The organism is Staphylococcus saccharolyticus (genome assembly GCF_900458815.1).
Taxonomy (GTDB): domain Bacteria; phylum Bacillota; class Bacilli; order Staphylococcales; family Staphylococcaceae; genus Staphylococcus; species Staphylococcus saccharolyticus.
Map to the genome: position 1 here is coordinate 1,301,792 of NZ_UHDZ01000001.1, position 14,890 is coordinate 1,316,681.

A 14,890-nucleotide genomic window follows, 5' to 3' on the forward strand; every position below is an offset into this window, starting at 1 on the left:
TTGTGTGATTGAATATGATAATATATTAAACATATTACAATTTAATGTATTAAAGAATAGAAAGGGGAGTGCGCTCATGAGATACCTTACTTCTGGCGAATCACATGGACCACAACTTACAGTCATCATAGAGGGTGTGCCAGCTAATTTAGAAATGAAATCTGAAGATATTAATAAGGAAATGTTTAAACGTCAAGGCGGTTACGGTCGAGGTAGACGAATGCAAATTGAAAAAGATGCTATCGAAATTGTTTCTGGTGTTAGAAACGGTTTTACTTTAGGAAGCCCAATTACAATGATTATCACAAATGACGATTTTACACACTGGAAAAATATTATGGGCGTCGAACCCATTAGTAATGAAGAAAGAGATAATATGAAACGCACTATAACTAAACCTAGACCCGGACATGCTGATCTTGTAGGTGGAATGAAATATAATCATCGCGATTTAAGAAATGTACTTGAACGATCTTCTGCACGAGAAACTGCTGCACGTGTAGCCGTCGGAGCAGTATCAAAGATTTTATTAGAACAACTCAATATTCATATGTATAGTCGTGTTGTAGAAATTAGTAGCGTTAAAGATAAAGATTTTTATGAAGTGGAGATCTTTAAGGAAAATACTGATAAAAATGACGTCCGGGTGATTAATGATGACATCGCACAACAAATGAGAGATAAAATAGATGAAGCTAAAAAAGAAGGTGACTCAATTGGTGGTGTAGTCCAAGTATTAGCGGAAAACATGCCTATAGGTGTGGGTAGTTATGTACATTATGATCGCAAATTAGACGGTCGCATTGCTCAAGGTGTAGTAAGTATCAATGCTTTTAAAGGAGTAAGCTTTGGAGAAGGATTTAAAGCTACAGAAAAACCAGGTAGTGAAATACAAGATGAAATTCAATATGACCGTGAAAAAGGATATCATCGTAGCACAAATCACCTTGGTGGTTTTGAAGGCGGTATGAGTAATGGTATGCCAATCATAGTGAATGGTGTTATGAAACCTATTCCTACACTGTATAAACCTTTAAATTCTGTTGATATTAATACGAAAGAAGATTTTAAAGCAACCATTGAACGCTCTGATAGCTGTGCGGTCCCTGCAGCAAGCATCGTTTGTGAACATGTAGTAGCTTTTGAACTAGCAAAAGCATTACTTGAAGAATTCCAATCTAACCATATCGATCAATTAAAAGAACAAATAAAAGAACGTCGTCAACTTAACATTGAATTTTAAAAACACCAGTATTTTAGAGGTGAAAAAATGAAACTTAAAACAACTTATGCAACTGATAATTATCCTATTATAGTAGAACGCCATGCTATAACTCATTTAGAAACATACGTAAAGGATTTTGATAAAACGTTTTTTATTATTGATACCCACGTATATGAGAAATTCACTCAAAAGATAGATTTACTCTCACTCCAGCTTAACGCACAATCCATAATTATACCTTTCGGAGAAAATACAAAAACATTTAAACAATATCAGCAAACTATCGAAGAATTGTTAAGTTACCAAATTACCAGAAATACTTGCATAGTAGCTATAGGTGGCGGTGCGACAGGTGATTTTGCTGGTTTCATTGCTACTACTTTATTAAGAGGTGTTGGATTTATTCAAGTACCTACTACCATATTAGCTCATGATTCAAGTGTAGGTGGTAAAGTAGGCATTAACTCCGAGCATGGCAAAAACTTGATTGGTGCCTTTTATCGACCTAAAGCTGTTATTTATGATTTAGATTTTTTGGTAACGTTGCCATATAACGAAATTTTAAGTGGTTATGCAGAAGTCTATAAGCATGCATTATTGAATGGAAAAGAAGCTACAGCACGAATTGAGAATAACTTTACTAATCAATCTGATTTAGAATCACTTAAAAACTTAGATTATTACTTATTTGAAGGTATTAAAACAAAATTAAATATTGTAGTTGAAGATGAGAAAGAAAAAGGGACAAGAAAGTTTCTTAATTTAGGTCATACATTTGGACACGCTATAGAATATCAACATAAGATTCCACATGGTCATGCTGTAATGATTGGAATTTTATATCAGTTTATAGTTGCAAACAATATGTTTAATTGTAACTATGATATTCAACACTTTATCGATTATATGAGTCATTTAAATTATCCTTTAAATACCATTACTAAACTTAATTTTGAAGATATCTATCAATATATGCTCTTAGATAAAAAGAACAATAAGGAAGGTATACAAATGGTATTGTTAGAAAAATTAGGCTCCCCATTAGTTAAACACGTTGATAAAGAAACACATATTGAAGCGTTCAATATATTACAAGCATTTTTTAAGAAGTAGGTGAAGAACATGTCAATAAATGAAATTATTGATATTCACGGTCCTCTAAGAGGCGAGATTGAAGTTCCAGGCGACAAATCAATGACACATCGCGCAATAATGTTAGCTTCTTTAGCAGCTGGTAAATCAACAATCTTTAAACCTTTATTAGGTGAAGATTGCCATAGAACCATAGAAATATTTAAATTGCTAGGCGTTGAGATTACTGTAGATGATGACAACATCATTATTAATTCTCCAGGGTACAAAAGTTTTAAAACACCACATCAAGTGCTCTACACAGGTAATTCTGGTACGACTACGCGTTTACTTGCTGGTCTTCTAAGTGGCTTAGGTATTGAAAGTGTATTATCAGGTGATATTTCGATTGGCAAACGTCCAATGAATCGAGTTTTAAAACCATTATTAAAAATGAATGCCAAAATCTCAGGTATCGACAATAATTTTACTCCGCTGATTATTAAACCATCAACTATTAAAGGTATCGATTATCACATGGAGGTAGCAAGTGCGCAAGTAAAAAGCGCGATTTTATTTGCAAGTATTTTTTCAGATGAAGCAACAACTGTAACCGAAAGTGATGTGAGTAGAAATCACACAGAAACAATGTTTGAACATTTTAATATTCCGATAAAAGTTAATGGTAAAACAATACAAACTTCTCCTCATGCCATAGAGCACATAGAAACCAGAGATTTCCATGTTCCAGGAGATATATCTTCAGCAGCGTTTTTCATAGTAGCAGCATTAATCACTCCCGGTAGTGATATTACAATTCATAATGTTGGCATTAACCCTACGCGTTCAGGTATCATAGACATCGTTGAGCAAATGGGAGGAAATATTGAATTAAATCATGTTACTACAGGAGCAGAGCCTACAGCATCTATACACGTACAATATACGCCTAATTTAAAATCAATCATGATTGAAGGGGATTTAGTCCCTAGAGCGATTGATGAATTACCAGTGGTTGCTTTACTATGTACACAAGCTTCAAGCACTTGTATTATAAGAGATGCAGAAGAATTAAAAGTTAAAGAAACGAATCGCATAGATACAACAGCAGATATGTTGAGTATGTTAGGTTTTGATTTACAACCTACACATGATGGACTTATTATTCGTCCATCTGAATTTAAAGCAAGTGCCATTGTTGATAGTCAAACTGATCATCGTATAGGTATGATGCTCGCTGTTGCATCACTTTTAAGCTCTAAACCTTTGACAATTGAGCAATTTGATGCGGTAAATGTTTCCTTCCCAGTTTTTTTACCAAAATTAAAGCTTTTAGAAAATGAGGGAAAATAAACAATGGAAGATATCTACAAACTTATAGATGATATCAATCTACAAAAATTAGATCATTTAGACTCTCGTGTCAATGAAGCACTTAGTTCAAATAATGATGATGCATTATTTATTCTAGGTGAAACATTGTACAACTTTGGTCTTACACCTCAAGGGTTAGAAATATTTAGAACGTTATATCATAAATATCCTGATGAGAGTGAACTATTAATCTACTTTATCGAAGGATTAATGACGGAGAATCAAACGAATGAAGCTCTTGAATATTTATCGCAAGTAAAACCTTCTGCAGAAAAATTGATGTTAGAAGCTGATTTATATCAACAAATCAATATGTTAGAAGTTGCAATTGATAAACTGCAAGAAGCTTTAGAACTTGAACCCAGTGATCCTATTATTCATTTTGCATTAGCTGAGTTATTATATTTTGATGGAGAATACTTACGAGCAACATCAGAGTATGAAACTGTTTTAGAGACAGGTGAATACCAAGTTAACGGTATCAATTTATTTTCTAGAATGGCTGATTGTAGTTTACAAAGTGGTAACTATACAGATGCAATTCGATTATTCGATGAAATTAGTGAAGATGAAATGAACTCTGGGGATTATTTTAAAAAATCCATTGCATATGAAAAAAATGACTTAACTCAGGAAGCCATTAAAATCATGCAATCATTACTTTCTAAAGATCCCGATTTTATACAAGGATACTTCTATTTACAATCCCTATATGAAAATGAGAAAAATTACCCAGATGCAATCGAAACAGGTAAAGAGGGTTTACGATTAAGCCAATTCTACAAGGAATTAATGGTTTCAACAGGTAGTTTAGAACTTGAACATGGCGACGCAAATAAGGGTGCTGAATTATTAAAACAAGCATTAGAAGTAGACAACGCTTATCATGAACCTTTATTAATTTTAAGTGACTTATATCGTAAAGAAGAAGATTATGAGGCAATTATTCAGTTATTAACCTTTGTTGATGAGGAAGATCTTGATCCTGTCTTTATGTGGTATTTAGCGTATGCTTATGCACATGAAGAACGAGATAAAGAGGCACAACATTTCTTTAAGCTTGCGTATTCTACATTGCATACTCATGAGGAATTCTTAAGTGATTATTACCTCTATCTCGTTGAAATAGGGCGTAATGATCAAGCAAAAGCCATTTTAAATCAATTATTAGACATTGATCCTAGCAATGAAACATGGCATGAAGAAGTAATACGAATGCAATTTTAAGTGGGTGGAATAAAAATGAATGAATCACTCATCCGTATGAAACAAAGTTTTCTTGAATATATATTGTTTCACTATCGTTTTAAATCAAGAATAACCGTATGGGTATTGAACTATTTGAAAGCGAATAAAGAAAAGCTCAATCTCGTTCATTTTGTTAACGACAAAATTTCAAATCATCATACTTTAGAGATTGCAGAAATGAACGCAAACGCTTCTGCAATCCAGCTAACTAAAGCAAATCAGACATACATTAATACAAATGAAATCTTCAATTATATTGCTAAGCATACAAGACGTATAGATATTCAAATTCACTTTGCAAAAGATCGTCAAAGTGAACCACGTCTTGATGATTTAATATTGTCTCAACTCATACACTCACCGAGCTACACTTCTTATATCCAAGATTTATATGTAATTTCTATGAATAAAAAAAAGCAAACCTCTATGATTGAAAACATACAGGATAACATAGACTTAAGTTTACAAATGAATGAACCTGATCAATTTTACCAACTTACACAAATATTAAATATATTAAAATTGAGAGATATTCATTCATCTTATGAGGAAGAAAGATGAATAGTTCAAAGCGGCTTTGGGAATTAATGCTTTATCAAAGATGGACACTTATGATACTGCTAATTTGCAATATACTAGGCACCATGTATGGATATGTTTGGTAGAGCAATTAAATGTTACTCCAATTTACTTTGTACCATTTGTTCCCGATAGGCCTACCTACTGCATCTTTATTTTTATGCATATCAATCATACTCATGATTTTTAATAAACATTTAGCCGTTATAGATACTTTAGCTTTTGTTTCTTTACTTAAATATGGAATTTGAGCTATCATAATGAATATTTTTATGTTTCTTGAACAAGGTGACATAACACTTAACGGTATGATGTTGACAATTTTACATGGTATTATGACATTAGAAGCACTATATTTCTACCCTCGTTTTAAAATCACGATTTTAGCTGGATGGGGTTCTTTCATATATGATGATTGATGTCATAAATTATTGTTTGAATCAGTTTCCATACTATGATTTTATAGCTACACATACGATTCAAATTGGAATATTATCAGTCATTTTAAGTCTCATTTCATTATACCTATATTTTGGTTTGAAACAATTTTTCAAAGTTAAAACATTTGATTAAAGATAAATTTGACAGTAAAATAACAATAAAGGAGAGTGAGTTTATTGTCTTTAATATCTATGATTATTTATTTCGTAATATTAATGGTCATTCCAATGTGGGCTCAACATAAAGTTAAATCTAATTATGAAAAATATGCTCAAGTGAGATCCACAAGTGGTAAAACAGGACGTGAGGTTGCCGAAGAAATTTTACATGCGAACGGTATTTATGATGTCGACGTCGTTAAAGGCGACGGTTTCTTAACGGACCACTATGACCCTAATAAAAAAGTTGTTTGTTTATCTCCTGCAAACTACGATAGACCTTCAGTTGCTGGTACAACGATTGCTGCGCATGAAGTTGGACATGCAATTCAACATCAGCAAGGTTATGCACCATTAAGATTTAGAACAGCTTTAGTACCCCTAGCCAACATCGGTAGTTCTTTAAGCTACATTGTTATTATGATTGGTATCATCTTAACAGCCGTCGGTAGTGTTTTCGGTTCTACTGTTCTTTGGGTAGGTGCTGGTTTAATGTCACTTGCAGTATTATTCTCAATTGTGACATTACCTGTTGAGTTTAACGCTAGTTCGAGAGCAATGAAGCAAATCACTGCATTAAATATCGTAAATGAGAAAGAATACAAACATGCTAAGAAAGTATTGTCTGCAGCTGCAATGACATACGTCGCATCAACTGCTGTAGCATTAGCTGAACTTACACGTATTATTTTAATTGCAAGATCAAGCGATTAATACAAGTTGACATAACAAACTAAATTTTGACACTATTACCTGGTAAGTTTACATGAAAATGTAAAGCTTGCCAGGTTTTTACATTTTTAAAACTTGAAGAATTTAACTTTCAATAATTTAAAATTAATGGCCAATAGCACTTGAAATGCATGAGTTATTAATTTGTAATATACTATATTAGAAAAGCGAAAAAGGAGTTACTCTAATATGAAATCTATGGCGCAAATGCAACAAGAAGTTGATGACTATATTGGTCAGTTTAAAGCAGGTTATTTTTCACCACTAGCTAATCTCGCAAGAATGACAGAAGAAGTAGGAGAGTTAGCACGAGAAATTAATCACTATTATGGAGAGAAGAAAAAGAAAGATACAGAAGCTGATAATACTATTAAAGCTGAATTAGGAGATAATTTATTCGTTTTATTATGTATTGCAAATTCTTTAGATATAGATATGACAGAAAGTTTCAATGAAACGATGGAGAAATTTAACACTCGTGATAAAAATCGTTTCGAGAAAAAATAATTATTAGAAAGGATGGGCACAGATGAAAATTGGTATTACTTGTTACCCGTCCATGGGTGGCTCTGGGATTATTGCAACAAAGCTTGGCATTAAAATGGCTGAACGCGGACATGAAGTACATTTTATTACCTCAAATATTCCTTTCAGAATTCGCAACCCATTACCAAACATTACTTTCCACCAAGTTGAAGTCAATCAATATGCCGTATTCCAGTATCCACCTTATGATATTACTTTAAGCACTAAAATATCAGATGTCATTCAAGAATATGACTTAGATATATTACATATGCATTACGCTGTACCTCATGCAGTTTGTGGAATATTAGCTAAACAAATGTCAGGAAGAGACGTTAAAATCATGACAACACTGCATGGAACTGATATCACTGTACTTGGCTATGATCATTTACTTCAAAATGCCATTAAGTTTGGAATTGAAAAAAGCGATATTGTTACAAGCGTCAGTCATTCTCTTGCACAACAAACTTACGAAATTATCGATACACAAAAAGAAATTATACCTATTTATAATTTTGTTCGTGAAAATGAATTTCCGACACGATATAACGAAGAATTAAAAGCTTGCTATGGCATAGAACCAGAAGAGAAAGTGCTGATTCATGTCTCTAATTTTAGAAAAGTTAAACGTATAGACACAGTGATTGAAACATTTGCTCTTGTACGAGAAAAGATACCTAGTAAGCTTATACTTTTAGGTGACGGTCCGGAATTATTCGATATGCGACATAAAGCACGTGACTTAGGTGTAGAAGAACAGGTCCTTTTCCTAGGTAAACAAAATGATGTAAGTGCATTTTATCAATTATCAGACCTCGTACTTCTTTTAAGTGAAAAAGAAAGTTTCGGATTAACTTTGTTAGAAGCCATGAAAACAGGAATTATTCCGATTGGTACAAATGCTGGAGGTATCAAAGAAGTCATTAAACATGATGAAACAGGATTTATTGTAGAAATTGGGGATAGTGAGCAAGCAGCACATTACGCCGTTCAATTGTTAAAAGATCAAAGATTATATCATCGTATGCAATCACGTATGCTAGAGGATATAAAAGAACGGTTTGGTTCTGATTTAATTACTGATCAATATGAATTTTATTATAAAAAGATGTTAGAACAAGGTGAAAATCATCATGAGTTATAACTTATTTGAACGCGCAAAACCTATCTTAAATGAAATTCAACAATATGGGTTCGAAGCTTACTTTGTAGGTGGATCTGTAAGAGACTATCTGATGAATAGGGCAATTCACGATATTGATATTACCACAAGTGCAACTCCTGATGAGATAGAATCTATATTTGATAAAACGATTCCGGTAGGCAAACAACACGGTACCATTAATGTGGTGTTTAACCATGAAAACTATGAAATTACAACGTTTAGAGCAGAAGATGATTATATCGACCATCGCAGACCTAGCGAAGTTTATTTTGTGCGAGATTTATATCAAGATATTCAACGTAGAGACTTTACCATAAACGCCATTGCAATGGATATTAATTATAAAACCTACGATTATTTTGATGGAGAAAAAGACATTAGAAATAAGTGCATTCGAACCGTCGGAAATGCACAAGCAAGATTTGAAGAGGATGCACTCCGAATCATAAGAGGCCTTCGTTTTCAATCTCAGCTCGATTTTCAAATTCATAATGAAACATTTAAAGCGATGAAATCACAAATTTCAGATATACAATATTTATCGATTGAACGAATTGTAGTAGAACTAAAAAAACTAATGTTCGGCTGTAACGTAGCTGAAAGCTTTAATAATATGAAAGAATTAGGAGCGTTTCACTTTATACCATTCTTTAGTGCTTTTGAAATGAGTCAAATTCAAATCATTGAACCTATCGATTTTGAATTATGGATTGCAATATTACTTGTTCAACAACGCATAGATAGTTCATTGAACTCCTTAAAAATAAGTAATCAAGAAAAGTCGATGATACAGACTTATATGAAACTCATCGAATTATTACCAAGAATTCATTCAAAATCAACGTTAATAACACTCGTATACGACTTTAATATCATGGATATTGAAAAAGTCCTTGCAACAAGTAAGACGTTAGAGTTAAATGGTATAGAAATCGCTCATCCACTTATCATAAACGAACACAGTATTAAAGAAGTAGCCAAGCACTTACCTATACAACAAAGAAAGGAATTGGCGGTAAATGGGGGAGACATTTTAAAACATATGAACACTCAATCAGGACCTTGGTTAAAAGATGTGTTAAGACAAATCGAAATCGCTATCATAACTAAAAAAATCAAAAATACACAAGATGAAATCTTAAAGTGGGTGGACGCAAATGTCAAAATATAGCCAAGATGTCGTTAGAATGCTATATGAAAATCAACCAAATTATATTTCAGGACAATATATTGCTGATCAATTAAATATTTCGAGAGCTGGAGTCAAAAAAGTCATCGATCAATTAAAGCATGATGGGTGCGATATCAAGTCTATGAATCACAAAGGACATCAACTTAACTCATTACCTGATCAATGGTACAGCGGTATCGTACAACCTATCATTAATCAACTAGAGTTATTCGATCAACTCGAAGTCTATAGAACTGTAGATTCAACTCAATTAAAAGCTAAAAAAGCACTAGTAGATAATAAAGATTCATTTTTAATTTTAAGTGATGAACAAACTGAAGGAAGAGGAAGATTTAATCGTTATTGGAGTTCTTCTAAAGGAAAGGGATTATGGATGTCACTTGTATTAAGACCTAATGTTCCATTCTCACTTATTCCTAAATTCAACTTATTTATTGCTCTAGGAATTAGAGACGCAATTCAACATTTTTCTAAAGATAGAGTTTCAATTAAATGGCCTAATGATATATATATTGGACATAAGAAAATTTGTGGTTTTCTGACTGAAATGGTCGCTAATTATGATGCTATAGAAGCTATCATTTGTGGTATAGGCATAAACATGAATCATACTGAAAGTGATTTTAGTGATGAAATTAGACATAGAGCTACGAGTGTAAGACTTTATGCAGACAGTAAGATGAATAGATATGACTTTTTAAAAGTATTATTGAGTGAAATTCATAAACGCTATAAACAATTTTTAAATAAGCCTTTTGAGACGATTCGAGAAGAATATATTGAAGCCACAAATATGTGGCACCGACAGTTAGTATTTACAGAAAATGACCATCAATTTATTGGGGAAGCAGTAGACATCGATCAAGATGGTTTCTTACTTGTTAAAGATGATAAAGGTAACTTACATCAATTAATGAGTGCAGATATTGACTTATAAACATAAAGATAAGGAGAGGGCACTATGGGAATAGCAACATTTGCAGTTGTAGATTTAGAAACGACCGGTAACCAATTAGATTACGATGAAATTATACAAATTGGTATAACATTTGTACGTAACAATCAAATTATAGACACGTACCATTCCATGATTCGAACTGATTTGGAAATTCCACCGTTTATTCAAGCCTTAACATCAATTGAAGAAGATATGCTTACTCAAGCACCGTATTTCAATGAGGTTGCCGAGGATATTTACAACTTAATTAAAGACTGCATTTTTGTAGCTCATAACATCTCCTTTGATCTTAATTTTATTAAAAAGGCATTCTCAAAATGCAATCTTCGTTTCAAACCAAAAAAAATCATGGACACCTTGGAGCTATTCAAAATTGCATTTCCAACGGATAAAAGTTATCAATTAAGTGAACTCGCACAATCTCATCACATACCATTAACAAATGCGCATCGTGCGGATGAAGATGCTACAACCACAGCAAAGCTAATGATTAAAGCTTTTGAAAAGATTGAACAACTACCATTAGACACTCAGAAGCAACTCTATTATTTAAGTAAAAATCTTAAATATGACTTATATAATATCCTGTTTGAAATGGTTAGAAATTATAAACCTCAATCTTTAAGTGAACAGTTTAGTCAATTTGAACAAATCATCTATCGTAAACAAATCGACTTTACAGGTCCGACGACTCATTTTAATGATTCATTGAAAGATTTATATACTAAGGTAACTAAAGCACTTCAACTGACATACCGACCACAACAGCTCTATTTATCAGAAATTATACTGGATCAATTAATGCATAGCGATAAAGCAATGATTGAAGCACCTCTAGGTAGTGGCAAATCATTGGCATATCTTCTTGCAGCCATTATGTATAGCTTCGAAACTGAGAATCATGTCATGATTTCAACTAATACGAAATTGCTACAAAGTCAATTATTGGAAAAAGATATACCAGCTCTCAATGAAGTATTAGGTTTTAAAATCAATGCGACACTAATAAAAAGTAAAAATGACTATATTTCTCTAGGTTTAGTTAGTCAGATTCTTAAAGATGAAACGAGTAATTATGAAGTAAGTATCTTAAAAATGCAATTATTGATTTGGATTACTGAAACTTTAACTGGTGATATTCAAGAATTAAACCTAAAAGGCGGACAAAAGATGTACTTTGATCAAAAGAGTGAAACATACGTCCCGGTACGCCATGACATTCATTACTATAATTACATCAAACGCAATGCACAAAATATCCAAATTGGTATTACGAATCATGCACATCTGATTCATTCTGGCTCTGAAAATTCCATCTATCAACTCTTCGATGATTGTATTATAGATGAAGCACATCGCTTACCTGATTATGCTTTAAATCAAATCACTAACGAACTTAACTACTCAGATATAAAGTATCAATTAGGTCTTATTGGTAGAAATGAAAATGAGAAGTTACTTAAAGCTGTCGATAAATTAGAACAACAACGTATTTTAGAAAAGTTAGATATTGCACCGATTGACGTGTTCGGCTTAAAATCGAATATTAACGATCTGCATGATTTAAATGAACATTTATTTTCTACAATTTATGAAATCATTCAATCTTCAGAAGTTTATGATGATGATATACATAAGTATCATTACGTATACCAATTTGAAACCGTAGAGATTTTAAAAAATCTCCATGAAATTACTGATAAACTCAATAAAACCATCGAGATCTTTAATGGTATGGGGCATAAGACAATTAAATCAATCCGGAAGCAACTTTTATATTTAAACGATAAATTCAAACAAATTGAACAGAGTTTAAAAGATAATCATACAAGCTATATTTCAATTAAAAACTTATCTCAAAAGTCTACGATTCGCTTATTAGTTAAGGATTATGCTGTAAAAGAAATCTTAACTTCACAAGTACTAGACAAATTTAAATCATTGACCTTTATTTCAGGTACTTTAACATTTAATCATTCTTTTGATGCATTTAAGAACTGGTTTAAAGAGGACGCAACATTTAATACATTTGAGGTAACAACACCTCAATCCGTGTCTAAAAATACTAACGTCTTTATACCAACAGATATCGAAACATATAATTACAAAAATATCGATGATTACGTTGCATCAATCGTCGACTATTTATTTGAATATGTCACAGTGACCGAATCAAAATGTTTGGTATTATTCACAAGTTATAAAATGATGCACATGGTTCAAGATTTACTCAATGAATTGCCTTCTTTTGAAGATTATGTGATACTGACGCAACAACAAAATCAAAACTATAAAATCGTTCAACAATTTAACAACTTTGATAAATCGATATTACTTGGTACTTCAACATTTTTTGAAGGCTTTGATTTTCAAGCTAATGGAATTAAATGTGTAATGATTGCTAAATTGCCATTTATGAATAAACACAATACAAAATACTGGCTTATGGATACAGAATTTGATTCTACTTTTAAAGAGTATGTATTACCCGATGCTGTAACTAGATTTAGACAAGGGTTAGGTCGTCTCATACGTCATGAAAATGATAAAGGACTTATTGTATCTTTTGACGATCGTCTCGTGAATAGTAATTTTAAAAACTTCTTTGCACAAACGTTAGAGCATTATCAGCAGAAAAAAGGGAACATTCAACAATTCAATAAATTGCTTGGACAGATTCAAAAAAGCAAGAATAATGATACCTAAATGAAGCAATGAAATGTTCAAATCATATTCACAATCAAGCGCGCGCTCTAAAGGTCAACATGTAGAAGTTATCTTCATATTTTGTTAAAATAAATGAGAATACAAAAAGAAAAATAGGAGTTTAGTTATGAAAACGACGATTAAACAAGCAAAACAACATCTTAACCAAGAAGTGACAATAGGTGCTTGGTTAACTAATAAACGTTCAAGCGGTAAAATTGCATTTTTACAATTACGTGATGGCAGTGGTTTCATGCAAGGTGTTGTAGTGAAATCAGAAGTGGATGAAGAAATGTTCCAATTAGCTAAAGATATTACACAAGAATCTTCTCTTTATGTGAAAGGTACAATTACTGAAGATCATCGCTCAGATTTAGGTTACGAAATGCAAGTTAAATCTATAAAAGTGATTCATGAAGCACATGATTATCCAATTACACCTAAAAATCATGGTACAGAATTCTTAATGGATCACCGTCACTTATGGTTACGTTCTAAAAAACAACATGCAGTCATGAAAATTAGAAATGAAATTATTCGTGCCACTTACGAATTCTTCAACAGTAATGGATTCACTAAAATTGACCCACCAATTTTAACTGCTAGTGCACCGGAAGGTACAAGTGAATTATTCCATACAAAATATTTTGATGAAGACGCATTTTTATCTCAAAGTGGCCAATTATATATGGAAGCTGCAGCAATGGCTCATGGACGTGTATTCTCATTTGGTCCGACTTTCCGTGCCGAAAAATCCAAAACACGTCGTCATCTAATTGAATTTTGGATGATAGAACCAGAAATGGCGTTTACGAATCATGCTGAAAGTTTAGAAGTACAAGAACAATATGTGTCACATATTGTTCAATCAGTATTACAAAATTGTCAACTAGAACTTAAGGCTTTAAATAGGGATACATCTAAATTAGAAAAAGTAGCAGCACCTTTCCCAAGAATTTCATATGATGATGCTATTGAATTCTTGAAAGGAGAAGGATTTGACGATATTGAGTGGGGCGAAGATTTCGGAGCACCACATGAAACAGCAATCGCTAACCACTACGATTTACCAGTATTTATTACACATTATCCAACTAAAATAAAGCCATTCTACATGCAACCTAATCCAGAGAATGAGGATACAGTCTTATGTGCGGATTTAATTGCTCCAGAAGGTTATGGTGAAATTATAGGTGGTTCTGAACGTATTAATGATTTAGAATTACTTGAACAACGAATTGATGAACATGAATTGGATGAAGAAAGTTATAGCTACTACTTAGATTTACGTCGCTATGGTAGCGTACCTCATAGTGGTTTTGGTCTAGGTTTAGAGCGTACTGTAGCATGGATTTCAGGTGTTGAACACGTACGTGAAACATCACCATTCCCACGTTTGTTAAATCGCTTATATCCATAAAATGGTCATGTAGTAATAAAATTATTAAAGTCAGTTTAAACGTCCAGTCATTAATTACGGCTGGGCTTTCAGTTTAAATTAGGAGGGTAAGTA

12 protein-coding genes and 1 pseudogene are annotated in these 14,890 nt (G+C 32.6%); all 13 read left to right on the top strand.

What is annotated here, in order from left to right:
• Window positions 1–76: 76 nt before the first annotated feature.
• The 13 genes and pseudogenes from aroC (at window position 77) to asnS (ending at window position 14,797) form a co-directional block, all read left to right on the top strand.
• On the top strand, window positions 77–1,243 hold the full coding sequence (gene aroC / locus DYE57_RS06425) for a chorismate synthase (protein ID WP_115313330.1): 1,167 nt from the start codon (window positions 77–79) through the stop codon (window positions 1,241–1,243).
• 27 nt (window positions 1,244–1,270) lie between these two features.
• Window positions 1,271–2,338, top strand: coding sequence for a 3-dehydroquinate synthase (gene aroB, locus DYE57_RS06430; RefSeq protein WP_115313331.1), 1,068 nt, complete (start codon window positions 1,271–1,273; stop codon window positions 2,336–2,338).
• Between the two features lie 9 nt (window positions 2,339–2,347).
• Window positions 2,348–3,649 (top strand): 3-phosphoshikimate 1-carboxyvinyltransferase, encoded by a 1,302-nt coding sequence (gene aroA / locus DYE57_RS06435; RefSeq protein WP_115313332.1) that lies wholly within the window; start codon window positions 2,348–2,350, stop codon window positions 3,647–3,649.
• Between the two features lie 3 nt (window positions 3,650–3,652).
• Window positions 3,653–4,897 (top strand): tetratricopeptide repeat protein, encoded by a 1,245-nt coding sequence (locus DYE57_RS06440; protein ID WP_115313333.1) that lies wholly within the window; start codon window positions 3,653–3,655, stop codon window positions 4,895–4,897.
• Between the two features lie 15 nt (window positions 4,898–4,912).
• Complete coding sequence (locus DYE57_RS06445) at window positions 4,913–5,479, top strand: YpiB family protein (RefSeq protein ID WP_115313334.1); 567 nt, start codon at window positions 4,913–4,915, stop codon at window positions 5,477–5,479.
• Window positions 5,476–6,070: pseudogene (locus DYE57_RS12830) on the top strand (DUF1405 domain-containing protein). The gene DYE57_RS06445 and the pseudogene DYE57_RS12830 overlap by 4 nt, the downstream one beginning before the upstream one ends.
• A gap of 44 nt (window positions 6,071–6,114) precedes the next feature.
• Window positions 6,115–6,810, top strand: a complete 696-nt coding sequence (locus DYE57_RS06455) for a zinc metallopeptidase (RefSeq protein WP_185802534.1) — start codon at window positions 6,115–6,117, stop codon at window positions 6,808–6,810.
• A gap of 207 nt (window positions 6,811–7,017) precedes the next feature.
• Entirely contained in the window at window positions 7,018–7,335 is a 318-nt protein-coding gene (locus tag DYE57_RS06460) for a nucleotide pyrophosphohydrolase (RefSeq protein WP_115313335.1), read from the top strand.
• A 22-nt stretch (window positions 7,336–7,357) separates the two neighbouring features.
• Window positions 7,358–8,500, top strand: coding sequence for an N-acetyl-alpha-D-glucosaminyl L-malate synthase BshA (gene bshA, locus DYE57_RS06465; RefSeq protein ID WP_115313336.1), 1,143 nt, complete (start codon window positions 7,358–7,360; stop codon window positions 8,498–8,500).
• A complete protein-coding gene (locus tag DYE57_RS06470) occupies window positions 8,490–9,692 on the top strand; it encodes a CCA tRNA nucleotidyltransferase (protein ID WP_115313337.1) in 1,203 nt (400 codons plus the stop codon). The genes bshA and DYE57_RS06470 overlap by 11 nt, the downstream gene beginning before the upstream one ends.
• Window positions 9,679–10,650, top strand: coding sequence for a biotin--[acetyl-CoA-carboxylase] ligase (locus DYE57_RS06475; protein ID WP_115313338.1), 972 nt, complete (start codon window positions 9,679–9,681; stop codon window positions 10,648–10,650). Before DYE57_RS06470 ends, DYE57_RS06475 begins: the two co-directional genes overlap by 14 nt.
• A gap of 24 nt (window positions 10,651–10,674) precedes the next feature.
• Window positions 10,675–13,377 (top strand): helicase C-terminal domain-containing protein, encoded by a 2,703-nt coding sequence (locus DYE57_RS06480; RefSeq protein WP_115313339.1) that lies wholly within the window; start codon window positions 10,675–10,677, stop codon window positions 13,375–13,377.
• A gap of 127 nt (window positions 13,378–13,504) precedes the next feature.
• The gene (gene asnS / locus DYE57_RS06485) at window positions 13,505–14,797 is read left to right on the top strand and encodes an asparagine--tRNA ligase (RefSeq protein WP_115313340.1); all 1,293 of its coding nucleotides are present in this window, start codon (window positions 13,505–13,507) and stop codon (window positions 14,795–14,797) included.
• The last annotated feature ends 93 nt before the right edge of the window (window positions 14,798–14,890 follow it).

Excerpts from the sequence above, each read along its gene's own strand:
- aroA (WP_115313332.1), top strand. The coding sequence starts at position 2,348 with ATGTCAATAAATGAAATTATTGATATTCACGGTCCTCTAAGAGGCGAG.
- bshA (WP_115313336.1), top strand. The coding sequence starts at position 7,358 with ATGAAAATTGGTATTACTTGTTACCCGTCCATGGGTGGCTCTGGGATT.
- aroC (WP_115313330.1), top strand. The coding sequence starts at position 77 with ATGAGATACCTTACTTCTGGCGAATCACATGGACCACAACTTACAGTC.
- DYE57_RS06475 (WP_115313338.1), top strand. The coding sequence starts at position 9,679 with ATGTCAAAATATAGCCAAGATGTCGTTAGAATGCTATATGAAAATCAA.
- DYE57_RS06445 (WP_115313334.1), top strand. The coding sequence starts at position 4,913 with ATGAATGAATCACTCATCCGTATGAAACAAAGTTTTCTTGAATATATA.
- DYE57_RS06480 (WP_115313339.1), top strand. The coding sequence starts at position 10,675 with ATGGGAATAGCAACATTTGCAGTTGTAGATTTAGAAACGACCGGTAAC.
- aroB (WP_115313331.1), top strand. The coding sequence starts at position 1,271 with ATGAAACTTAAAACAACTTATGCAACTGATAATTATCCTATTATAGTA.
- asnS (WP_115313340.1), top strand. The coding sequence starts at position 13,505 with ATGAAAACGACGATTAAACAAGCAAAACAACATCTTAACCAAGAAGTG.
- DYE57_RS06440 (WP_115313333.1), top strand. The coding sequence starts at position 3,653 with ATGGAAGATATCTACAAACTTATAGATGATATCAATCTACAAAAATTA.
- DYE57_RS06460 (WP_115313335.1), top strand. The coding sequence starts at position 7,018 with ATGAAATCTATGGCGCAAATGCAACAAGAAGTTGATGACTATATTGGT.
- DYE57_RS06470 (WP_115313337.1), top strand. The coding sequence starts at position 8,490 with ATGAGTTATAACTTATTTGAACGCGCAAAACCTATCTTAAATGAAATT.